Below are 23050 nucleotides of genomic sequence, written 5' to 3'. Positions count from 1 at the left end.
ATCACGAAGAAGGGAGAAGCGGAGAAGGCGGGCGACCCGCCTACAAGCTGAAGTCGCGGTCGCCGAACGGCCCGATCACGGTAAGGGCCTGGGGCGCGGTGAGAACGGCCTGGGCGACAGCGCGGATGTCGTCGGGGGTGACGGCGTCGACCCTGGCGAGGACCTCGTCCACCGGTAGGAGCGACTCGTACACCAGCTCGCTCTTGCCGATGCGGCTCATCCTGGACCCACTGTCCTCCAGGCCCAGCACCATCGCGCCGCGCATCTGGCCCTTGCCGCGTTCGAGCTCCTCGCCCTCGATGCCGCGGTCGGCGATGCGGGCGATCTCGTCCCGGCAGATCGACAGCACCTCGTCGACCTTGCCGTGCCGGCAGCCCGCGTACACCCCGAAGATCCCCGTGTCGGCGTAGTGGGAGGTGTAGCTGTAGACCGAGTACGCCAGTCCACGCCGCTCGCGGACCTCCTGGAACAGCCGGGACGACATCCCGCCGCCCAAGGCCGCGTTCAGCACGCCCAGGGCGAACCGCCGGTCGTCGGTCCGGGCGACGCCGACGCCGCCGAGGATCACGTGGGCCTGCTCGGTGTCCTTGTCGACGACCCGCACCGCGGGCGACGCGGGCACCGGCTCACCGCCGATCCGCGGCTCGAAGGGCCGCGCGTCACCGGTCAGATGCTCCTCGAACGCCCGGGCGACCAGCCGGACCACCTGTTCGTGCTGGACGTTGCCGGCGACGGCGACCACCAGGTTCGGGGGGACGTAGTGCCGGCGGTAGTAGTCGTGGATCCGGTCCCGCGTCAGCGCGTTGATCGAGTCGACCGTCCCGAGGATGGGACGGCCCAGCGGCACGTCCCCGTACAGGGCCATGGAGAACTCGTCATGGATCAGGTCCCCGGGGTCGTCGTCGCGCATGTGGATCTCTTCGAGGATCACCCCGCGCTCGGCCTCCACGTCCTCGGGCCGGTTCAGCGAGGAGGCCACCATGTCGGAGACCACGTCCACGGCCAGCGGCAGGTCGGCGTCCAGCACCCGCGCGTAGTAGCACGTGTACTCCTTGGCGGTGAACGCGTTGAGGTCCCCGCCGACCGCGTCGATCGCCGCGGAGATCTCCAGCGCGGACCGCCGCCGCGTCCCCTTGAACAGCACGTGCTCCAGGTAGTGGCTGGCGCCGGCGTCCTCCACGGACTCGTCCCTGGACCCGACCCCCGCCCAGACCCCGAACGCGGCCGACCGGACGGTCGGCATCGTCTCGGTGATCACCCGCAGCCCGCCGGGCAGCACGGTCCGGCGCACCACGCCGGCACCGCCCTCGCCGGGGTGGATCGTCTCGGTGGTGCCGGGTTCCTGCACCATGGCCGACTGCATCACAGGTGGCTCTCCATCATCGATCGACAAACGCTACCGAACTACCGCCGAACCCCAGCCCGGCCAGCACGAACAGCCCACCCGACCACAGGCCGCAGCACCCCAACCATGGTGCCACCACCAGCCACCCCAAAATCCCACCCACAAAACCCCGTCCACACCACAGCCCGGCGCCAAACCCCCACCCAACCAACGCCACCAGCCCGTACCCCCACCCAAAGCAACCTCCACAAACGCGGCTCATCCTCCTCCCACACAGACACCCACCCCGGGCCCGCAGAAGCCACAAACCCGTCGGCGAACCCGGTCAGGCCCCTCCCCCACCGCCCGAGTAAGGCTCGACCCCCATAGTCCGCACCACCACCGATCACCGCCCCAGCGGCGAACGCTCCCTCCCCGCCCACGCCACCGCCCGGTCCGGAACGGGTGACACCTTCGCCGACGCATTGGGCGAAAGGCGGACGACGTCGCCCATGACCCCAGCGCCGCGCCCGACAGCCGCCAACGTGGTGCGGACGTGAGCGAAGGATGATCGATCCAGGCGAGACCGGGACCGGTCGCCCTTGGGCCGGCTGGCTCGCGCGGCGTGGCCGGGCGAGAAGGGCCGCCCCTGAGAAGGCGGCCGGCCTGTGCTCCGCGCGAGGGTGGTTATGCGGCTCAGGTGTTGCGCTGAGCCCCATCGATGAAGCCATGGCGCGTACGACGGCGACGCGAACAGTGCTCCCATCGCGGCTGGACAGAGCCGGACCGTTGTGACGCCCCTTCCCCGTGCTCACGCAGCAAGCGGACTGCCTCGCTCCCGGGCCAACGCCGCGCGGCAGCCGCCAACGTGGTCTGGGAGTGAGCGGAGTTGAGGGAGGTAAAGGGCGATCGAGCCAGGCGAAGCCGGGAGCGGTTGCTGTCGGGGCAGCGGGTCGGCTCGCGCGGCGTGGCCGGGTGGGTAGGGCGACGCCTGAAAAGGCGACCGGCCTGCGCGCAGCGCAGGCCGGTCGGGTGATGGTCATGCGGTTCAGGTGTTGCGCTGGGCCTCGTCGGCGGAGCCGCGGCGCGTACGGCGGCGACGCGGGCGGCGTTCACCGGACTCGCTGTCGCGGGCGGACGGGGCCTCGCCTTCGGCCTCGGAGGAGGGGGCGGGACCGTTCTCCGAGGCGGCGGCGGCCTCGCGTTCCACGACCTCGACCGGGACCAGGGAGAGCTTGCCCCGCTGGTCGATCTCGGTGACCTCCACCTGGATCTTCTCGCCCACCGAGATGACGTCCTCCACGTTCTCGATCCGGGCGCCGCCGTGCAGCTTGCGGATCTGCGAGACGTGCAGGAGGCCGTCCTTGCCCGGGAGGAGGGAGACGAAGGCGCCGAAGGTGGTGGTCTTGACGACCGTGCCCAGGTAGCGCTCGCCGACCTCGGGCATGTGCGGGTTGGCGATCGCGTTGATCGCCTGCCGCGCGGCCTCGGCGGACGGGCCGTCGGTGGCGCCGACGTAGATGGTCCCGTCGTCCTCGATCGTGATGTCCGCGCCGGTGTCGTCCTGGATCGAGTTGATCATCTTGCCCTTGGGGCCGATGACCTCGCCGATCTTGTCGACGGGCACCTTGATGGTGATGATCCGCGGCGCGTACTCGCTCATCTCCGCGGGCCCCGAGATCGCCTCGGCCATCACGTCCAGGATCGCCAGCCGGGCGCCCTTGGCCTGCCGCAGCGCGGCCGCCAGCACGGACGCGGGAATGCCGTCCAGCTTGGTGTCCAGCTGCAGCGCGGTGATCAGGTCACGGGTCCCGGCGACCTTGAAGTCCATGTCGCCGAAGGCGTCCTCGGCGCCGAGGATGTCGGTCAGCGTGACGTACTCGCCGCCCTCGTGGATCAGGCCCATCGCGATGCCCGCCACCATCTGCTTCAGCGGGACGCCCGCGTCCAGCAGGGACATGGTGGACGCGCACACCGAGCCCATCGACGTGGAGCCGTTGGACCCGATCGCCTCCGACACCTGCCGGATCGCGTACGGGAACTCCTCGCGCGACGGCAGCACCGGGATCAGGGCGCGCTCGGCCAGGGCGCCGTGACCGATCTCGCGGCGCTTGGGCGAGCCGACCCGCCCGGTCTCACCGGTGGAGTACGGCGGGAAGTTGTAGTTGTGCATGTAGCGCTTGGTGCGCTCCGGGTTCAGCGTGTCGATCATCTGCTCCATGCGGAGCATGTTCAGCGTGGTGATGCCCATGATCTGGGTCTCGCCCCGCTCGAACAGGGCCGAGCCGTGCACCCGGGGCACCACGTGCGCCTCGGCGGTGAGCTGCCGGATGTCCTTCACGCCACGGCCGTCGATGCGCAGCCCGTCGCGAACGATCCGCTCGCGCACCAGCCTCTTGGTGACCGCGCGGAACGCCGCGGAGATCTCCTTCTCGCGGCCCTCGAAGTCGGCGGCCAGCTTCTCCGCCGCGGACGCCTTGATCTCGTCCAGCCGGGCCTCGCGCTCCTGCTTGCCGGCGATGGTCAGCGCCTCGGCGAGCTCGGCGGAGATCGCCGCGTTGACCGCCTCCAGGACGTCGTCGGTGTAGTCGGGGAACAGCGGGTACTCGGCGGTCGGCTTGGCCGCCACGGCGGCCAGCTCGCTCTGTGCCTTGCACAGGACCTTGATGAACGGCTTGGCCGCCTCCAGGCCCTGCGCCACCACTTCCTCGGTCGGCGCCACGGCGCCCTCGCTCACCAGGCGGAGCGTGTCGCGGGTGGACTCGGCCTCCACCATCATGATCGCGACGTCGCTGTCGGCCAGCACGCGGCCGGCCACGACCATGTCGAACGTCGCGCGCTCCAGCTCGGAATGGGTCGGGAAGCCCACCCACTGGCCGTCGATCAGCGCCACCCGGACGCCGCCGATCGGGCCGGAGAACGGCAGCCCGGCCAGCTGCGTGGACATCGACGCGGCGTTGATCGCGACGACGTCGTACAGGTGGTCGGGGTGCAGCGACAGGATCGTCTCGACGATCTGGATCTCGTTGCGCAGGCCCTTGGTGAAGGACGGGCGCAGCGGCCGGTCGATCAGCCGGCAGGTGAGGATCGCGTCCTCGGAGGGACGGCCCTCGCGGCGGAAGAACGAGCCGGGGATCCGGCCCGCCGCGTACATCCGCTCCTCGACGTCCACGGTCAGCGGGAAGAAGTCCAGGTTCTCCTTGGGCTTCTTGGACGCCGTCGTGGCCGAGAGCACCATCGTCTCGTCGTCGAGGTAGGCGACGGCCGAACCGGCCGCCTGCCGGGCGAGCCGTCCGGTCTCGAACCGTATGGTCCGGGTGCCGAAGGCACCGTTGTCGATCACTGCTTCGGCGCTCTGCGCGCCGTCGATGCGCACGGCATCTGTCACGGGGAAACCTCCTCAGGTTCCGGTCGTTTCCCGCGGTCTTCTGCCGTGGCTTCGCGCAGTGCCGGTCTTCGATCGAAGCGCCCGGATCCGCGGCCACCGCCGGGACGGGGCATGATCCGGAAGCCACTACCGAGGACCGGCCGCACCAGGGCGGGTATCCGCGGTTTCCGTTTGTCCAGTTGTACGGGGTTGAGGTTCAGTTGTACCGGGCCGAGCGTCCGAATGACCGGTCACGGCCCCTCCGGCACCCACGGGTCCCGGGTCTTGCGTACCGGCCCGCCAGCGTCCCTCGCAACCCCACGGGACGCCATAGCGCCGGTTTTGCGGCTTTGGTCTGCCAAAATCCCGCCGACCAAAGCCCACGTTGTCACGGCACCGCCCAACTCCACCCGCCGGCGAACGCGGCCCTCACAAGCCGCGCACCCGGCAGAGACCCGCTGGCCACGAATCTCAGATGCGCACCAGATCCCGACCCGCCCGCGCGCCGCGAAACCGCCGCGAACATCCGTCCACCACAGCCCCACGGCTGCCACGAGCCGCGATCCGCCACGGATCTCGGACCGCCGCGCCGCGATCAACCGCCGACCGCGACCCGCCACAGACCCAGCCTGCACCAGATCCCGACCCGCCACGAACCGCAAGGCCGCTGCGGACCTCCGTCCGCCGCAGCCCCACGACCGCTACGAGCCCTGAGACCCGCCACAAACCCCGGTCCGCTCAGACCCGGGTCCGCCACGAGCCACGACGGAACTCAGTCCGCCGCGGTCCCGGCCTGCGCCGCATCCCGGCCCGCTGCGTACCGCATGACCGCTGCGAACATCCGTCGCTGCAGCCCCACGGCGGCTACGAGCCCTGGGACCGGCCGCAGACCTTGGCCCACAGCGTGGCGCGACCTACCACGAGCCGCCGGCCGCCGCAGATCCGGCCTGCGCCGAACCCTGATCCGCTGCACGCCGCGGAACCGCTGCGAACACCGTCCGCCACAGTCCCACCACGGCCGCCGCGATCCGCTACGGATCTCGGTCCGCTTGGGCCCAGATCTACCGCTGGCATCCGGATCTATGGCGGACCTTCGTCCGCCGCGGGCGCGGTCTGTTGTGGGTCCGGGCCTCCGGCGGTTGTGATCCGCTGAAGAGCGCCGGCGAGTCCGTGTCCGTGTGGACGCGGGCTCTCATGAGTCCTACCCGGAGAGCCGTGGCCCTACAAACACCGCCTTGGCCGAACGCGGCGGTGTTGCGAAGCCGCAACCTGAGCGGTTCATGGGATTCGCCCGAACAGTCACATGCCGCGCGGGTTGGCGGTCGACCGGCCCTTGGCCTGTCCACGGCGTTGCCGCGAATGCCGTAACTCTGTTTTGCGCAATCTTACGCGGCGTGGGGCGTTGTGCGTCACAACCCTGCCGCCGCCCGGCGGCCGGGGACGCCTCTGTGCGGCGTACGGAAAAGGGAGCGGCCCCGGGGTCGCTCCCTTGTTCGCTAGCGGCGCAGGCCCAGGCGTTCGATCAGGCGGCGGTAGCGGTTGATGTCCTTGTTGGCGAGGTACTTCAGGAGACGGCGACGCTGGCCGACCAGCAGCAGGAGGCCGCGGCGGCTGTGGTGGTCGTGCTTGTGCTCCTTGAGGTGCTCGGTGAGATCGTTGATCCGCCGGGTCAGCAGCGCGACCTGGACCTCCGGGGATCCGGTGTCACCCTCACTGGTCGCGTACTCGGCGATGATCTGCTTCTTGGTGGCGGTGTCGAGCGACACGAGGCTCCTTCGATGGGTCGTCAACCCGCAGATCCCGCGCGATGAGGCGCGGCGGTCCGCGTGGTGCGTGGAAGATGGGCGGCCGCATGAGGGTGCAGCACGCCAAAGCCGGGGCCTTCCCCGGCGACTCTTCACCGTACCATGGCGGCGCCGCGGGTCAGGACGAGGTGATCTCGCGGGCCCGGGCGACGTCGCGGTGCATCTCCTCGATCAAAGCGTCGATCGAGTCGAACTTCAGCGTGTCGCGGATCCGCGCCTGGAAGTCGACCGCCATGTGCTCGCCGTACAGGTCCAGGTCGTCACGGTCCAAGGCGTACGCCTCGACGGTGCGTTCGCCGCCCTCGAAGGTCGGGTTGGTGCCGATGGAGATCGCGGCGGGCCAGCTGAAGTCGGGATAGCGGGCGGAGTCGCACACCAGGCGGCCCGCGTAGACCCCGTCGGCGGGGATGGCGGTGTGCGGGTGCGTTTCGAGGTTGGCGGTGGGGAACCCGAGGGCCCGCCCCCTCTGGTGGCCGCGCACCACCACGCCCTCGACCCGGTGGGGACGGCCCAGCGCGTGCGCGGCGTCCTCCACGGCACCGGCGTCGAGCCTGGAGCGGATGTAGGTGGAGGAGATCGTGTCGCCGTTGGCGACCAGCGGCATGCCCACGGCGGTGAAGTCGTACTTCTCGCCGAGCTCGATCAGCAGCGCCACGTCGCCCTTGGCGCGGTGCCCGAAGCGGAAGTCCTCCCCCACGATCACGTGGGCCGCGTGCAGCCGGTCGACCAGGACCGACTGGACGAACTCGTCCGGCGGCACCTTGGACAGCTCCAGCGTGAACGGGACGACGGCCACGGCGTCGGTGCCCAGACCTTCGAGGAGCTCGACGCGGCGGCGGGTGGTGGTCAGCAGCGGCGGGTGGGTGCCGGGGCGCACGACCTCGTCGGGATGCGGGTCAAAGGTGATCACCACCGAGCGCAGCCCGCGCTCGCGGGCCGTCTGGGCGGCGCTGCGGACGATCCGCTGGTGCCCGCGGTGCACACCGTCGAACACTCCGATCGTCACGACCGATCTGCCCCAGTCGGCGGGAACCTCGTCGAGGCCATGCCAGCGCCGCACCATGCTCTCCCTGAGTTCGACCTGCCTGCCGGTCTGTCTCGTCTTCAGACGCCTTAAAGACTGCCATGCGGCTCGGATGCGGGGTGTACGAGGGGCGGGTGTCTTGATTCTACCCGCTGGTAACGGCCCCGACCTCAGGCCGACTGGTAGATGACCAGGGACACGGCGACGTACTGCATGATGTACGCGGCCAGCGTGCAGGCGTGGAAGACCTCATGGAAGCCGAACCACCGCGGGGACGGGTCGGGACGGCGAAGCCCGTAGACCACACCGCCCACGCTGTACGCGACGCCTCCCAGGGCCACCAGGACGCAGGCCGCGACCCCGGCGCCCTCCAGGAACTGGGGCATGAACAGCACCGCGACCCAGCCCAGCGCGATGTAGAGGGTGACGTACAGCCAGCGCGGCGCGGCGACCCAGGTGGTGCGGAAGACGACGCCGGCGATCGCGCCCGTCCAGATGACGGTGAGCACGACGGCGCGGACGGCGCCGTCCAGGGCGACGACGGCGAACGGGGTGTAGGTGCCCGCGATGATCAGGTAGATGTTGGCGTGGTCGAAGCGCCGCAGCACCTCCAGGAGCCGGGTGGACCGTTGCCGGTGGTAGGTGCCGGAGATCCCGAAGAGCAGTCCGGACGTCGCGACGTACACGGCGGAGGCCAGCCGGGCGGACAGCGTGGGCCCGAGCGCGATCAGGACGAGCCCCGCGAGCAGGACGGCGGGGAAGGCGCCCAGGTGGAGCCAGCCGCGCAGGCGGGGCCGGGTCGGCGACGCGGCCTCCGGTTCCGGGCCGGGCATGGCGCGGACGGCGGCGGGGGGTTCGGCCTCTCGCGCGTCCCGGTCGCCGGTCGCGGCCTCGGTCGAAGACGCAGTGAATCGGTGGCTGTGCGGTGTCACTGGCGACCTCCTCACTCAACAACCTACGGTAACGTAGGTTACGCGACCGTAGGTTAGGGGGAAGGGACCGACCGCGTGAGCCCTGCCACGTAACCTGGGGGGAACACGCCGATGACTCGGATCGTGCCATGTGAGCGGCGTCCGAAACCAGTTCCCGGCCGTGTCGGCGCCCTGACGGCTTCCGGGAACGGGGAAGAAGCGTCCCCTACGGGACGAAGACGGCCAGCGGTTTGGCGGCCTTTCCCCGCTCCTCCACCAAGGCCAGCAGGGTGCCGTCGGGGGCGAACACGCCGACCGGGCCCGGTCCCTGTCCGATGGCGGGCAGGCGGCCGCCGTGCATGACCTTGCGGGCGTCCTCCGCGTCCACCTCGCGGCGCGGGAACACCGCCGCCACGGCCTCCCCGATCGGGAGGATGTCCAGCTTCTCTTCGAGCTGCTCGATCGTGCGGGCCATGCTCAGGTCGTACGGGCCCACACGGGTGCGGCGCAGGTAGGTCAGGTGCCCTCCGGTGCCGAGCCGCGCGCCGAGATCGCGGGCCAGCGCCCGGATGTAGGTGCCGGACGAGCAGGCGATGGAGGCGTCCACGTCCAGCAGGTCGCCCTCACGGCGGATGCCGGTGATCGTGAAGGAGTGCACCGTGACCGGGCGCTCCTCCAGGGCGACCCGCTCCCCCTTGCGGGCCATCGTGTACGCCCGCCGCCCGTCCACCTTGATCGCGCTGACCTGCGGCGGGACCTGCCGGATCGCGCCGGTCAGCGCGGCCGCCCCGGCGCGCACCTCGGCCTCGGTGACGGACGCGGCGGACGCGGTGGCGGTGATCTCGCCCTCGGCGTCGTCGGTGTTGGTGGACTGGCCGAGCCGGATGGTGGCGTCGTACCCCTTCTCGGTCAGCGCCAGATGGCCCAGCAGCCGGGTCGCCTTCTCCACCCCGATGACCAGCACCCCGGTCGCCATGGGGTCGAGCGTCCCGGCGTGCCCCACCCGCCGGGTCCCGGCCAGGCGGCGCAGCTTCCCCACCACGTCATGGGACGTCCACTCCGCGGGCTTGTCCACGATGACCAGCCCCGACGGGGGCCCCTTCCGATCGGTCACGGCGTGCCCCGCAGGGCGGCGCGGAACCGGTCGAGGATGTCGGCGGGCTCGCCGGTCGCGGTGAACGCCGCGGCGGTGCGGTGGCCGCCTCCGCCCAAGGCCACGCAGGCGCGTCCCACGTCGACGGTGCCCTTGGAACGGGTGGAGACGTACCAGTCACCCTGGTCGTTCTGCTTGCAGACGACCGCGACCTCGGCCTCGTCGGTGCGGCGGAGCTGGTCGATGACGCCTTCGAGCTGGTCGTAGGGGACGCCTCGGCTGTCGCGCTCGGCGCGTTCGACGGTCGTCCAGACCAGGCCCAGGCCGCCCGCGGCGTCACGTTCCAAACGGGCACGGCCGAGCGCGCCGGCCAGCACCATCAGGTAGCCGAACGGGGCGCGGTCCCACAGCTCGCGGCTGACCGCGTCGGGTCGGACGCCCACGGCCAGGAGCCGTCCCGCCATGTCATGGACCTGCGGCGTGGTGCACGGGTACTTGAACGAGCCGGTGTCGCTGGCCAGCCCCGCGTACAGGCACTGCGCGACGTCGCGGGTGAGCGGCACGCCCAGCCTGCGGATCAGCTCGTCCACCAGCACGGCGGTGGCGGCGGCGGCCGGGTCGACCAGCCGCACCGCGCCGAAGCCGGTGTTGGACGCGTGATGGTCGATGACGACCAGCGATCGGGCCCGTGCGGCGCGGCCGGCCAGCGAGCCGAGCCGATCCGCGCCCGCCGCGTCCAGCGTGATCATCACGTCGGGGGCCGCGGGCATCCGCGCCGGCTCGATCAGCAGTTCCTGTCCGGGCAGGAAGCGCAGGCTGGCCGGGACGGTGAACGGCTCGCCGAACGACGCCACGCAGCGCTTGCCGAGGGAGCGCAGGGCCTGGGCGAGGGCGAGCATGGAGCCGAGCGCGTCGCCGTCCGGGGAGATGTGGCAGGCCAGGCAGATGTCGCCGGCGGCCCGGATGGTCTCCACGGCCCCGTCCCAGTCGAGGTCGGCCCAGTGGGCGCCGCCTCCGCCCCCCGAACGGTCACGCGGGTCGTCCAGGCCGCCCGGCCCGCCGGCCTGGCGCCGGTCGCCGCCGCCCGGCCACGCCTCGGGTGAGCCGGGCGGCACCGGGCCGGGCGAGCCCGGCGAGAAGACGGCGGGCAGCAGGACGCCATGCGGGACGGGGCCTCGCGCCCGTGCCCGCGCGTGGTCGACGGCGGCCCCTCGCGCCGCCGCGGCCCGGACCGGTCCCGTGGCCTCGTGATCGCTGGTCCAGACGGGCCCCGCCGCCCGCGTCCGGCCAGTCACCGGCTCGTTCACGATGACGAGTGTCCCAAGTCGCCATCCTCGTCGTCGCCTGTTTCGCCGACTTCGTCACTCTCCGTAACGTCATCGGCACGGTACGGGTTGGCGTCGCCTGCGTGGGTGGCGTTCTGCGCCGCCCTGGCGACCTCCTCGTCCCTGGCGCGGGCCTTGGCGAGCAGGTCGTCGATGTGGGCGGCGTTCTCCATGAGGGAGTCCTGGACGAAGGTGATGCTCGGGGTGTGCCGGACGCCGGTCTTGCGGCCCACCTCGCTCCGGATGACGCCCTTGGCGCTCTCCAGGGCGGCCGCCGTCTCGGCCCGCTCGCCGTCCGACCCGTACACCGTGTAGTACACGGTGGCGTCGCGCAGGTCGTTGGTGATGCGGGTGTCCGTCACGGTCACGAAGCCGAGCCGCGGATCCTTGATCCGCCGCTCCAGCATCTCCGCCACGATCTGCTGGATGCGGTCGGCGAGCTTCCGCGCGCGCGCTGCGTCCACCATGATCGCACTCCCTTTCCATGGTCCTGGCGAGAAGGTCAGTCCTCGCCGTTGTAGAGCCGCCGCCGTGCCGACAGCAGCTCGATCTCGGGGCGACCGGCCACCAGCCGCTCGCACTGGTCCAGTACCTCGGTGCAGTTGCCCGCGCTGCCCGACACCACGGCCACCCCGATCTCCGCGCGGCGGTACAGGTCGTTGTCGCCGGTCTCGGCGACGGCCACGCCCGGGAACCGCTTGCGGACCTCGGCGATGACGGGACGGACGACCGAGCGCTTCTCCTTGAGCGAGCGGACGTCCCCCAGCAGCAGGTCGAGTGTCAGCGCACCCACGTACACCTGATGGATCACCTCTGATTCAGTTGGGCGCCTCACCGGGAGGCGGCACAGCGGACGAGCGGCCCGGAACGTTCGCGTCCGTCCCGGACGGGGAAGGGGCGCGCCCTGCCTGGCAGGGTATGCCGAACCGGCCTGTCCGGACGAACGGGTTGTTCCCGGCCGCACACGGCCATCCGCGTCCTCTGGACACCGCGATCCCGGCATGCCGTACCGGCACGGGCCACGCCCGATCGGGATCGCCGGGCTCCGCGACGCCGCGGCGGCACGGGCCGGGACCCCGCGCCGAGACCGCCGGAACGGGCACGTCCGCGGCGCGGCGCCCAGGCGTGGATCGGGGATCCCACCTGGCGCCGCGCCGCGGCCCGTTCACGACGCTCCCGGACGGGCCGTCCCGTCCGTCCCGCGGCGGACGAGGGCTCAGTCGCGGGGCTTCTCCCGCATCTCGAAGCACTCGATCACGTCGCCGAGCTTGATGTCGTTGTAGCCGATGCCGATACCGCACTCGAAGCCCTCGCGGACCTCGGTGGCGTCGTCCTTGAACCGGCGCAGGGACGTCACCGTGAGGTTGTCGGCCACCACCGTGCCGTCGCGGACGAGCCGCGCCTTGGCGTTGCGCTGGATGACGCCCGAGGTGACCATCGAGCCGGCCACGTTGCCGATCCGCGGCACCTTGAAGATCTCGCGGATCTCCGCGGTACCGAGCTGGACCTCCTCGAACTCCGGCTTCAGCATGCCCTTGAGGGCCGCCTCGACCTCCTCGATCGCCTGGTAGATGACCGAGTAGAAGCGGATGTCCACGCCCTCGCGGTCGGCCAGCTCCTGCGCGTTGCGCTCGGGCCGCACGTTGAAGCCGATGATCACCGCGCCGTTGGAGGCCAGCGACAGGTTGACGTCGTCCTGCGTGATCGCGCCGACACCGCGGCGGATGACCCGCAGGCTGACGTCCTCGCCGACGTCGATCTTCGACAGCGAGTCCTCCAGGGCCTCCACCGAGCCGGACACGTCGCCCTTGAGGATGAGCAGCAGCTCCTGCCGCTCGCCCCTCTTCATGAAGTCCTCGAGGGTGACGCTCGGGCGGCTGCGGATCAGCTCGGCGTTGCGCTTGCGCGTGCTGCGCCGGTCGGCGATCTGGCGGGCCACCCGGTCGTCCTCGACGACCAGGAAGTTGTCGCCCGCGTCCGGCACCGCGGTCAGGCCGAGCACCTCCACCGGGCGGGACGGCGGCGCCTCGTCGACGTTGTTGCCGTTCTCGTCCAGCATCGCCCGGACGCGGCCGTGCGCCACGCCGCAGACGATCGAGTCGCCGACCCGCAGCGTGCCGCGCTGCACCAGCACGGTCGCCACGGTGCCGCGGCCCCGGTCGAGCCGGCCCTCGATGGCCGAGCCCTGGGCCGGCATGTCCGGGTTGGCCTTGAGGTCCAGCTCGGCGTCGGCGGTCAGGATGATCGCCTCGAGCAGCCCGTCGATGTTGGTGCCCTGGCGGGCGGAGACGTCGACGAACAGGGTCTGGCCGCCGAACTCCTCCGCGACCAGGCCGTACTCGGTGAGCTGGGCCCGGACCCGCTGCGGGTCCGCGCCGGGCACGTCGATCTTGTTGACCGCCACCACGATCGGCACCCCGGCCGCCGTGGCGTGGTCGATCGCCTCGGTGGTCTGCGGCTTGACGCCGTCGTCGGCGGCGACCACCAGCACCACCAGGTCGGTGGTGTCGGCACCGCGGGCACGCATGGCGGTGAACGCCTCGTGACCCGGGGTGTCGATGAAGGTGATCTTGCGCTCCTCGCCGTCGACCTCGGTGTGCACCTGGTAGGCGCCGATGTGCTGGGTGATGCCACCGGCCTCGCCGGCCTGCACGTTGGCGTGCCGGATGGCGTCCAGCAGCTTGGTCTTACCATGGTCGACGTGACCCATGACGGTCACCACGGGCGGGCGCGGACGCAGGTGGCTCTCGTCGCCGTCGTCCTCGCCGTACTCGATGTCGAAGGACTCGAGCAGCTCGCGGTCCTCGTCCTCGGGGCTGACGACCTGGACGTCGAAGTCCAGCTCGAGCCCCAGCGCCTGGAGGTCGTCCTCCTCCACCGACTGGGTGGCGGTCACCATCTTGCCCAGGTGCAGCATGATCTGGACCAGCGAGGCCGGGTTCGCCCCGATCTTCTCGGCGAAGTCGGTGAGCGTGGCGCCCTGCGGCAGCCGGATCACCTTGCCGTTACCGCGCGGTGCCTGGACGCCGCCGATCGCCGGCGCCTGCATCTGGTCGAACTCTTGACGCCGCTGCTTCTTCGACTTGCGCCCGCGTGCGGGACGCCCGCCGGGACGCCCGAAGGCACCCTGCGTGCCGCCACGGCCGCGGCCACCGCCGCCTGGACGGGGACCGCCGAAGCCGCCACCACCACCGGGACGGCCGCCACCGGGACGCGGGCCGCCGAAGCCGCCACCGCCGCCGCCGGGACGCCCGGCACCGGCCGGACGACCGCCGCCGGGACGGCCACCGCCGCCCGGACGAGGGCCGCCGGGGCCGCCGCCACGCCCTGGGGCGGACGGCCGCGAGGACGGCATGTTCATCGGGCTGGGCCGCGGGCCGCCCGCGGGACGCGGCGGCATGTTGCCCGGGTTCGGCCGCGGGCCGCCGGCACCGGGACCGGGACGCGGACCCGCCGGACGCGGACCGCCGGGACGGTCGCCGGAGCGCTCGCCGCCCGGACGCGGGCCGGGACGCGGGCCCTGACCCGGCCTGGGCGCCTGGCCCATGCCGGTGTTGGTCGAGCTGAAGGGGTTGTTGCCCGGACGCGGGCCACCGGGGCCACGGCCGCCGCCACCGGCACCCGGACGAGGCCCGGGACGCGGGCCCGGCTTGGGCGCGCGCGGACCGGGACGCGGGCCGCCGTCGCGGGGACCGCCGTCACGACCGCCCGCAGGGCCGCCACCGGGCGCCTTCGGTACGGGCGGCGCGGGGGAAGCCGAGGCGGCGGGCGTCACAGGCTGGCTGGGCGCGGGCGGGACCGGACCAGGACGCGGCCCGGGACGGGGCGCGGCACCCTGGCCGCCGCCCTGCCCACCAGGACCGGCGGGGCCGGGCCGGGGCGCGGACGGACGCGGGGCCTGCGGCTTGGGCGGTGCCGGACGGGCACCGCGCTGGGCGCCCGGAGACGCCGAACCGGCCGCGCCACCCTGTCCCTGCCGCGGCGCCTGCGGGCGCGGGGCGGGACGCTTGGACGCGACCTTCTTGTCCCCCTGCTTGGCGGGGGCGGATGAAGAATTGGAGAAAGCTTCTGTGAGCCTGCGAACGACCGGCGCCTCGATCGTGGAGGACGCCGACCGCACGAACTCGCCCATTTCGTTGAGCTTGGCCATGACGACCTTGCTCTCTACACCGAACTCCTTGGCGAGCTCGTAAACCCGGACCTTCGCCACTGCACTCCCTACTCGGCCCGGGGGTGCGGCCTCCGGGCCGTCGCTAACTTGCCGTACTCATCGCGGCGTGCTCATCGAGCGCTCATAGCAATCTCGACCTGCTTCCGACTAGACGTCGCTTACCATTCGGCCATCCTGCTGCCGCGGCGCCGGGGCCGCAAGTCTGTCGCGCAGCACACCGGTGTCGAGCGGCCCCGCCAGGCGAAAGGCCCGGGGGAACGCCCGACGTCGCTCGGCGAGCTCGAGACATCCCAGGTCGGGATGCAGATGCGCACCCCTGCCCGGCAGCCGTCCCGCGGGGTCGGGGACGATCACGCCCTCGACCACCACCAGACGCAGCAGGTCGGTCTTGGCCGCGCGAACCCGGCAGCCCACACAGGTGCGCTGGGGGACCGTACGGCCACGTGAGGGAAGTCTACCGCGCCGAGGCGTCGGCGTGACCTGTCGCATGCGCTCCTCATGATCCAATTTCGCCGGATCCGGCCGCTTCATTCCGTTTAGGATCGCCGACGACCGTATAACGCGTCGTGCGGCCCCACTATGCCCGGGGCCCCACTTGGCAGGTCCCATCGCCGCTCAGGCCGGGCCCCGGGCTCCGCCGGCCCGGCGCGGCACGTACTACCAGGCGGCAGGGCCGGGCGGGTACGGCTAGGACTGGGCCTGGGCGGTGCCGTCGCCGGTGGCGGCCTCGGACGGGGACGAGGACGCCTGGGCGGGCCGCTCGATCTGCTCGGTGTCGGACCGGATGTCGATCCGCCAGCCGGTCAGCCGGGCGGCCAGCCGGGCGTTCTGCCCCTCCTTGCCGATCGCCAGCGACAGCTGGTAGTCGGGCACGATCACCCGGGCGACCCGCGCGTCCGGATCGACCACCTCGACCGCGGAGACCCGCGCCGGGGACAGCGCGTTGCCCACGAACTCGGCCGGGTCCTCGGACCAGTCCACGATGTCGATCTTCTCGCCGCGCAGCTCGTGCATCACGTTGCGGACGCGGCTGCCGAGCGGGCCGATGCAGGCGCCCTTGGCGTTCACCCCGGGCTTGCGGGAGCGCACCGCGATCTTGGTGCGGTGTCCCGCCTCGCGGGCGATCGCGGCGATCTCGACGGTGCCGTCGGCGATCTCGGGCACCTCCAGGGCGAACAGCTTGCGGACCAGGTTGGGGTGGGTCCGCGACAACTGCACCGACGGGCCGCGGTGGCCCTTGCGCACCTGCACGACGTAGGCCCTCAGGCGCTCGCCGTGGTCGTAGGACTCACCGGGCACCTGCTCCTGCGGAGGCACCACCGCCTCGATCTTGCCGAGGTCCACCAGCACGTTCCGCGGGTCCTTGCCCTGCTGGATGATGCCGGAGACGATGTCGCCCTCGCGGCCGGCGTACTCGCCGAAGGTGAGCTCGTCCTCGGCGTCCCGCAGCCGCTGCAGGATCACCTGCTTGGCCGTGGTGGCCGCGATCCGGCCGAACCCCGACGGGGTGTCGTCGTATTCCCTGATGGGTTCGCCCGACTCGTCGGTCTCGGTCGCCCACACGGTGACGTGGCCGGTGTCGCGGTCGAGCTCGACCCGCGCCTTCGGGGCCGCGCCCTCGGTGCGGTTGTAGGCGATCAGCAGGGCGTCTTCGATGGCCTTGACGGCCACGTCGAGCGAGATGTCCTTCTCGCTCTCCAGGCTCCGCAAAGCGGTCATGTCGATGTCCACGAGGTTCCCCCCTCTAATCCGGCCTGGCCGGCGAACAGGTATCCGGCTCGGCCGGAGAACGCGGTTCCGCGGCGTCACCGGCGGCCGCGCCGGCGGCGGGGCGGAACTCCACCTGCACCCTGCCGCGGCCCAGCTCACCGAGAGCGAACCGGCGCCTGGTCGTCTTCGGCTGCGGGCCGCCCTTGCCGGGCCCCTTGCCGGGACCCTTGCCAGGTCCCTGAGAGCCCTTCGGCCCGCCCTTGGCGGTCGTGACGACGTCGATCACGACTCCCTCGTCGTCGGCCTCGACCACCCGGCCCTCGATCTGGCCGCCCTCGGCCAGCGGGGCCACCACCAGCCGCCCGGCGGCGCGGCGCCAGTGCCGGGGCTCGGTGAGGGGGCGGTCGACGCCGGGCGAGGTCACCTCGAGCACGTACGGCCCGGCGCCCATGACGTCGGAGGCGTCGAGCAGGCCGGAGGCGGTCTGGCTGAGCAGGGTGATGTCGTCGAGGCTCACGCCGCCGTCGGCGTCCACCACGATCCGCACCAGCCGCCGCCTCCCGGCGGGCCGCACGTCGACCTCCTCCAGGTCGAAGCCCGCCTCGGTGACGGCGGGCGCCAGCAGCCTCCGCAGCGCGGCCACCGTCTCCGCCCGGCCCACGGCGGCGGAGGCGCCGTGGCCGCTCCGGTGGTCGCGGTGGTCGCGGCTCCGGCCGTCGTGGCCCCGGTGAGCGCGTCCACCGCCGGACTCCCCGCCCATGGGACCTCCTCTGAGTTGTGCGGGCATCGCCGCGTATTGCCTGCCCTTCGCGTCGTTCTTCAAGACTATCGACAGCCGGGCACCTCAGCGGTCTTTCGGGCGGGTCACCGGCGCGCCGGATATGGAATGCTTGAGCTGGCCCGATGGGCGCATCGCTCGTCGCGGCCCGGCAGCGCCACAAAGTCGATCAGGAGCCAGGTTGCCAGGGGCGGGACCGCGCGACGGCCCGGCGTCCGCCGCCGTGTCCCGGCGCGCGGTGGTGGGAGGCGGCGCCGCACTGGCCGTGCCCCTGCTCGCCGGTTGCGGGGGCGGCGGCGACCCGGAGGACGGGCACGCCCACGCGCCCGACCCGGCCGTACCGCTTCTCTTAGGGGTCATGGCGGCCGAGCGTGATCTCATCGCTTCGTACGAGGCGGCCCGCCGCGCTCATGCGTCGCTGGCCCGGCACCTCGACCGCCCGCTCGCCCACCACCGGGAGCACCTGGCCGTGCTGCGCCGCCACTACGTCCCCGGGACGGGCGCCCGCGCACACGAGGGCGGCGCGCTCCCGGCGCCGCGCGTCGTCCAGGCACCGGGTAAGGCGTCCGAGGCGTTGAAGGAGTTACGCGAAGCGGAGGCCAGGGCCGCCGCCGCCCGGGTGGCCGAGGTCTCCAGGGCCACGCCGGGCTTGGCCCAGTTGCTGGCGAGCATCGGTGCGTGCGAGGCTGGCCACGCGGCGGTTCTTTCCAGGGTGGAGCCGTGACTTCGGTGGACGCGTTACAGGCCGCTCTGCGCGCCGAACACGCGGCGGTCTACGGGTACGGGGTTGTGGGCGCACGGGTACGGGGCGCGCTCCAGCGCAGGGCCAGGACGCTCTGGAACACCCACCGCGCCCAACGGGACGCCCTGGCCGCCCGCATCACCGCACTGGGCGCCGAGCCGGATGCGGCGGCGGTCGCCTACACGCTGCCGGCGCCGGTCACGTCCACCCGTAGCGCCGCGCGGGTCGCCGCCGTCCTGGAGGACGACCTTGTGACCGCCTACGCGGGCTTGGCGGGCTCGCCCGATGCGGCGCTCCGTACGCTCGCGGCGCGCGCCATGCAGGACGCCATGGCCAGGGCCGTGCGCTGGCGTGCCGATGCGGGACGGCCCACCTCGCCGCCGTCCGCGTTCCCCGGCCTGCCGCCGCACGCCCTGGGCGGCTGAGGTCAGGCGAGGCCGCGGTTCATCGCGATGAGGCGGTCGAGCACCTTCGGGTCGAGGGACAGGCCGTTGTGGGCGTACTCGTTGGTGACCCAGGTGCGCAGGCCCTTGATGGACGCGGCCGTCCGCATCGACTGCTCCCGGTCCACGTACATGTCGTCGTAGTACACCGCGGCCACGACCGGGACGGTGTTGGCGGCCAGTCGCCCCACGTCGTACAGGGCGGGCCAGTCCTCGTACCGGGCCAGGATCTCGGCGCAGTCCCTGAGGGGGCGCAGCGCGGGATCCTCGTCGAAGAACCAGGGGTAGATCATCTCGCCGTAGAGGAGCGACTCGGCCTCGAACTCGGGGAACTCGCCCAGGACACGCTGCGCGGACCAGTTCGAGGCCGTTCCCTGGCAGTAGATCGCCTCGTGGAGCAGCGCGTACAGGGGGTGGTGCGCGTAGGTGACCCATTCGTCCACGGTGCGCAGGAACGTGTCGGACAGCTCCGTCCCGGCGAACGCCTCCTCCAGGAGGTAGTGCAGGCCGTCGAACCGGGCGGACGAGCCGAGGGCGATCCCGACCGTGCGCAGCCTGCGGGGCGTGAGCCGTTCACCGCCGGGGAGCCGCACGTCGTTGCCGTCCAGGTGCTCCAGCACCCGGTCGAGCGCCGCGCGGTCGCCGGGGTAGCGCGCGAAGTACCGCTCGGCGGCGGCCCGGACCCGGGGGTAGGCGGCCCGGTAGACCTCGTCCGGCCCGCCGGTGAGGTTCGGCAGGCCGCCGGTGATGAACGCCTCTTGCATCCCGTCCGGTGCCAGGGACAGGTAGGTGACCGTGCAGAAGCCGCCGTAGCTCTGGCCCAGGACGCTCCACGGGCGGTCGCCGTTCAGGGCGCGGCGCAGCAGTTCGGCGTCCCGGACGATCGAGTCGGCCCGGAAATGCCGGAGGTAGTCGGCCGCCTCGGCCGGGTCGGCGGGCAGGGTCCGCCGGTTGGCCGGGGTGCTGCGCCCGGTGCCGCGCTGGTCGAGGAGGAGCACCCGGTAGTCGCGCAGGGCCCGTTCAAGCCAGGCCCCGCCCTCCCCTGGGCGCGTCGCCTTGTGCCCCGGCCCGCCCTGGAGGAACAGCAGCCAGGGCAGGTCCTCCCCCTCCTTGTCGGGGGCCACGACCTCCCGCGCGTAGACCTCGATCGTCCGTCCCTGGGGGTCGTCGTGGTCGAGGGGGACCTCCAGGACGTGGTCGGTGCACACGAAGCCGGGGCGGCGGAACGTAACAGGCATGCCTCAACTATCACGGCACGCGGGTCGTGCTCAGTCCCTCAGGCCCCTCAGGCGTGTTCAGGCCCCTGACCAGCGGTCGACGTGGTGGAGCAGCTCGTCCAGGCTCTTGATGATCGCGTCGGGGGTGACCTCGTCCCAGGCCGGCACCGTGCTGTTGGGGACGAGCACGCCCCGCAGCCCCGCCGACTTGGCGCCGTGGATGTCGTCGTAGGGGCGGTCCCCCACGTACACGCAGGCGGACGGGTCGTCCACGCCGACGGCGGCCATCGCGGCGCGGAACGCCTCGGCGTGCGGCTTGGTCCACGGGATCTCGCTGGAGTAGACGGCTCCGTCCAGGAGGTCGAGCACCCCGTCCCTGGCGAAGATCCGCTCGTGCCAGTCGCGTGACCACATCGTGTTGGACAGCACCCCGACCTTGATGCCGCGCTCGCGCAGCTCGCGGATGACGCCGGGCGCCGCCGGATCGGTGAACGTGTGCGGGGTCCAGACCTCGAACTGGGTGGCCAGCATGGCCTCGGTGGGTTCCACCCCGGCGAGCGCGAACACCTCGTCCAGGGTCGCGCTGCGATGCTCGTCCCTGCCGCGCCGCCACAGCTCGTCCTCCGCGTCCAGGAGCGCCTTGGCCACCTCCTCGACGCGGTCGGGGTCGAGGTGCGCGGCGCAGATCCGCCGCCACATCTCGCCGAGCTCGATGTCGTGCCAGGGGGTGAGGGTGCCACCCCAGTCGAAGATCACCGCCGATACCGCCATGGCCGGATCGTAACGGGGGTTTCCCCCGATTCCGGACGGGTTTTCGGCGGGGTCGCGGCGCCCCGGAGGCCCCGCGATGACTTGTTGCCGTGGTCGGCTGCTGATAATCTCCCAAGCGAGCGCTTGGTCATATGGTCGCGAATGCATCACCGGAGGCTCGATTGACGTCCCTACGGGTCAGCCTTGGCTACGAACTTGAGGTGCGCGGGCGGTCCCGCGAGATCGAACGGCGGGCGTTCGAGAACGTGATGAACCAGGTGGTGCTGGCCGACCAGCTGGGCTTCGACACCGCCTGGTTCGTCGAGCACCACTTCACCCGCGGGTTCTCCCACTCCTCCGCGCCCGACCTGGTGCTGGCGGGCATCTCGCAGCGGACCGAGCGCATCCGCCTCGGCCTCGGCGTGGTGCTGCTGCCGTTCCAGTCCCCGATCCGCACCGCGGAGCGGGTGGGGACGCTGGACGTGATCAGCGGCGGCCGGGTCGAGTTCGGAACGGGGCGCGGCGCCTCCCCGCTGGAGTACCAGGCGTTCCAGCGTCCGTTCGAGCAGTCCCGGAAGCTGTGGGAGGAGTCGCTGGAGGCCGTCCTGGCGATCTGGAACGCCGACGGGCGGCCGGTCACACGCTCCAGCGAGTACTTCGAGATCCCCGACGTGGGCGTCTACCCGCGTCCCACCCAGGAACCGCACCCCCCGGTGTGGGTCGCCTCCACCTCCCTGGAGGGGTACCTCGCGGCCGCGCAGCAGGGCTACAACCTGCTCGGCATGACCATGCTCAAGGGCTTGGACGACGTCGCGAAGGACATCGCCAAGTACAAGGAGTGCCTGGCCGAGAACGGGTTCGACCCGGCCACCCGCCGGATCGGGCTGATGATCCCCTGGCATGTGGCGCCCACCCAGCAGGAGGCCGTGGACACCGCGGCCGACCCCGTCCTGTGGTACCTGCGGCGCCAGATCAACCTGGTCGCGCCACCCGACTACACCGACGCGCGGCACGCCACGCACCGCGTGCTGGGCCAGCAGGCCGTCGGCATGCCGCCCGAGGAGGCGATGGCCATCCTGCGCGAGGAGACCATGGTCGTCATCGACGACGTGGCGGGGTCGCGCAAGGCCGTCGAGCGGATCGAGGCCGCCGGAGCCACCGACCTCATCCTCCAGGTCCAGGTCGGCGGCCTCGGCCATGAGGACGTCTGCAACTCCATGAAGCTCTTCATGAGCGAGGTCGTCCCCGCGGGCGAGCGCGCGGCCACCGAAGCGCGGGAGGCGAAGTGAGCTGGCCGACCCGTAGCACGTTCCCCGCCGGGCGAACCGCACAGGGCCTCTTGCTGGTGTCCCCGGACGGCGGGCCCGTCGTCCCGCTGGCCGCGTCCGACCGTCAGGCGGCGTTGGAGCTGGCATCGGACACGCTGACCGCCGCCGGTCTCGGCCCAAGCGACCGCGTCGTCGTCGCGCTCAACAACGATGGCGAGCAGAGCGGCCCCTTGTTCGCCGAGGCCGCCGCCGGGGTCGCGCAGGCCGCGGCCAGCGTCGGCCCACGTGGACGCATGCGCCTGCACACCGCGCTGGAAAGCGTGCAAGCCACGACGCTCATCACCACCCCGACCGGGGCCATGGACTTCCTGGCGCGGCTGCACCTGGAGTTCCTGCTCGATCCCCTCGACCTTGAGCTACGCCACATCCTGCTGGTGGGCGAGGTGCCATCGCCCAACAGCTACCGGCAGCTCGCCACGGAATTCGAGGCGTCGATCCGGGAACTGTACGCGGACCCCTTCTTCGGCGTACCGATCGCGCACCGCGCCCCGTCCGAGTCCTCGCTGACCCCCGTACGGGACGGCCTCCTGGCGCTCGCGCCCGTGGACAAGGACGTCACGCTCGACGCCCCCTACGGTGACGGGCTCGCAGAGGTCGTGCTCACACCGTCCTGGCACTCGTCCCTAGGCGAGACGCCGCTTCGCACAGGCCAGGCCGTACGGCTCGAAGGCGGAGAGAAGGGCATCCCGGCACCTGCGCACACCGTGGGCGACCACGTACTGGTACGGGGACGCTGGCTGTCGGTGCCCAAGGTGGGTGCCGCACTCGCCCGCATCGACGGGGTCAGCCAGTGGGACCTGCGCGTCAGCCGCGAAGGCACCCTCGACGCCGCGGCGCTGCACATCACCTTCAACCGCGACACCCTCGTCAAGAACCCCATGTGGAAGTCGCGCATCGCGCAGGCCCTCTACGCACTCACCCCCATCTCGATCGACGTCGTCATCGACGAGCGGGTCTCCGAGGAACGCCGTCCCGGCACGGTCACCGACCTGCGCGGCCACCACCTGGGACAGGACCGCACCGAGCTGTCATAGTCACCGGCGTACGCACTCCAGGAGGCGC

19 protein-coding genes are annotated in these 23050 nt (G+C 72.1%); 4 read left to right on the top strand and 15 right to left on the bottom strand.

Annotated elements, in window-relative coordinates; genetic code table 11:
* Positions 1-40: 40 nt before the first annotated feature.
* From ACGWYJ_RS24860 to rimP, 13 genes are all read right to left on the bottom strand, one after another.
* Positions 41-1363, bottom strand: a complete 1323-nt coding sequence (locus tag ACGWYJ_RS24860; protein WP_395108727.1) for a M16 family metallopeptidase — start codon at positions 1361-1363, stop codon at positions 41-43.
* A gap of 1009 nt (positions 1364-2372) precedes the next feature.
* Positions 2373-4694 (bottom strand): polyribonucleotide nucleotidyltransferase, encoded by a 2322-nt coding sequence (locus ACGWYJ_RS24855; RefSeq protein WP_395108753.1) that lies wholly within the window; start codon positions 4692-4694, stop codon positions 2373-2375.
* 1493 nt (positions 4695-6187) lie between these two features.
* Positions 6188-6457 carry a 30S ribosomal protein S15 gene (gene rpsO, locus ACGWYJ_RS24850; protein WP_285694999.1) on the bottom strand — a complete coding sequence of 90 codons (270 nt, stop codon included), beginning with the start codon at positions 6455-6457 and terminating at the stop codon, positions 6188-6190.
* Between the two features lie 157 nt (positions 6458-6614).
* Positions 6615-7556 (bottom strand): bifunctional riboflavin kinase/FAD synthetase, encoded by a 942-nt coding sequence (locus tag ACGWYJ_RS24845; RefSeq protein ID WP_395108752.1) that lies wholly within the window; start codon positions 7554-7556, stop codon positions 6615-6617.
* 134 nt (positions 7557-7690) lie between these two features.
* Positions 7691-8353 carry a hemolysin III family protein gene (locus tag ACGWYJ_RS24840; RefSeq protein WP_395108751.1) on the bottom strand — a complete coding sequence of 221 codons (663 nt, stop codon included), beginning with the start codon at positions 8351-8353 and terminating at the stop codon, positions 7691-7693.
* 304 nt (positions 8354-8657) lie between these two features.
* Positions 8658-9545: a tRNA pseudouridine(55) synthase TruB gene (gene truB, locus ACGWYJ_RS24835; RefSeq protein ID WP_395108726.1), complete on the bottom strand. Its 888-nt coding sequence runs from the start codon at positions 9543-9545 to the stop codon at positions 8658-8660.
* Complete coding sequence (locus ACGWYJ_RS24830) at positions 9542-10831, bottom strand: bifunctional oligoribonuclease/PAP phosphatase NrnA (protein WP_395108725.1); 1290 nt, start codon at positions 10829-10831, stop codon at positions 9542-9544. The genes truB and ACGWYJ_RS24830 overlap by 4 nt, the downstream gene beginning before the upstream one ends.
* Positions 10828-11316, bottom strand: coding sequence for a 30S ribosome-binding factor RbfA (rbfA, locus tag ACGWYJ_RS24825; protein WP_395108724.1), 489 nt, complete (start codon positions 11314-11316; stop codon positions 10828-10830). The genes ACGWYJ_RS24830 and rbfA overlap by 4 nt, the downstream gene beginning before the upstream one ends.
* A 35-nt stretch (positions 11317-11351) precedes the next feature.
* Positions 11352-11648, bottom strand: coding sequence for a DUF503 domain-containing protein (locus ACGWYJ_RS24820; RefSeq protein ID WP_285695100.1), 297 nt, complete (start codon positions 11646-11648; stop codon positions 11352-11354).
* Positions 11649-12065: 417 nt separating this feature from the next.
* On the bottom strand, positions 12066-15059 hold the full coding sequence (gene infB, locus ACGWYJ_RS24815) for a translation initiation factor IF-2 (RefSeq protein ID WP_395108723.1): 2994 nt from the start codon (positions 15057-15059) through the stop codon (positions 12066-12068).
* Positions 15060-15167: 108 nt separating this feature from the next.
* On the bottom strand, positions 15168-15509 hold the full coding sequence (locus ACGWYJ_RS24810) for a YlxR family protein (protein WP_395108750.1): 342 nt from the start codon (positions 15507-15509) through the stop codon (positions 15168-15170).
* 198 nt (positions 15510-15707) lie between these two features.
* Positions 15708-16739 carry a transcription termination factor NusA gene (nusA, locus tag ACGWYJ_RS24805; protein ID WP_395108722.1) on the bottom strand — a complete coding sequence of 344 codons (1032 nt, stop codon included), beginning with the start codon at positions 16737-16739 and terminating at the stop codon, positions 15708-15710.
* A 25-nt stretch (positions 16740-16764) separates the two neighbouring features.
* The gene (gene rimP, locus ACGWYJ_RS24800; RefSeq protein ID WP_395108749.1) at positions 16765-17391 is read right to left on the bottom strand and encodes a ribosome maturation factor RimP; all 627 of its coding nucleotides are present in this window, start codon (positions 17389-17391) and stop codon (positions 16765-16767) included.
* A gap of 298 nt (positions 17392-17689) precedes the next feature.
* Here rimP and ACGWYJ_RS24795 point away from each other — a divergent pair, with 298 nt between their 5' ends.
* Both ACGWYJ_RS24795 and ACGWYJ_RS24790 read left to right on the top strand, forming a co-directional pair.
* Positions 17690-18232, top strand: coding sequence for a hypothetical protein (locus tag ACGWYJ_RS24795; RefSeq protein WP_395108721.1), 543 nt, complete (start codon positions 17690-17692; stop codon positions 18230-18232).
* The gene (locus ACGWYJ_RS24790; protein WP_395108720.1) at positions 18229-18675 is read left to right on the top strand and encodes a ferritin-like domain-containing protein; all 447 of its coding nucleotides are present in this window, start codon (positions 18229-18231) and stop codon (positions 18673-18675) included. Before ACGWYJ_RS24795 ends, ACGWYJ_RS24790 begins: the two co-directional genes overlap by 4 nt.
* 2 nt (positions 18676-18677) lie before the next feature.
* Here the strand turns inward: ACGWYJ_RS24790 and ACGWYJ_RS24785 are convergent, their stop codons facing one another.
* Both ACGWYJ_RS24785 and ACGWYJ_RS24780 read right to left on the bottom strand, forming a co-directional pair.
* Positions 18678-19931: an alpha/beta fold hydrolase gene (locus ACGWYJ_RS24785; protein WP_395108719.1), complete on the bottom strand. Its 1254-nt coding sequence runs from the start codon at positions 19929-19931 to the stop codon at positions 18678-18680.
* A 57-nt stretch (positions 19932-19988) separates the two neighbouring features.
* Positions 19989-20681 carry an HAD family hydrolase gene (locus ACGWYJ_RS24780; RefSeq protein ID WP_395108718.1) on the bottom strand — a complete coding sequence of 231 codons (693 nt, stop codon included), beginning with the start codon at positions 20679-20681 and terminating at the stop codon, positions 19989-19991.
* A gap of 161 nt (positions 20682-20842) precedes the next feature.
* Between ACGWYJ_RS24780 and ACGWYJ_RS24775 the strand changes: the two genes are divergently transcribed.
* Entirely contained in the window at positions 20843-21949 is a 1107-nt protein-coding gene (locus ACGWYJ_RS24775; protein ID WP_395108717.1) for an LLM class flavin-dependent oxidoreductase, read from the top strand.
* Positions 21946-23022 carry a hypothetical protein gene (locus ACGWYJ_RS24770; protein ID WP_395108716.1) on the top strand — a complete coding sequence of 359 codons (1077 nt, stop codon included), beginning with the start codon at positions 21946-21948 and terminating at the stop codon, positions 23020-23022. Before ACGWYJ_RS24775 ends, ACGWYJ_RS24770 begins: the two co-directional genes overlap by 4 nt.
* Positions 23023-23050 lie beyond the last annotated feature (28 nt).

The organism is Actinomadura sp. SCN-SB, assembly GCF_043906805.1.
GTDB lineage: Bacteria > Actinomycetota > Actinomycetes > Streptosporangiales > Streptosporangiaceae > Spirillospora.
The sequence above is the reverse complement of the archived record's forward strand: the minus strand, read 5'-3'. Positions and strand labels throughout refer to the sequence as shown.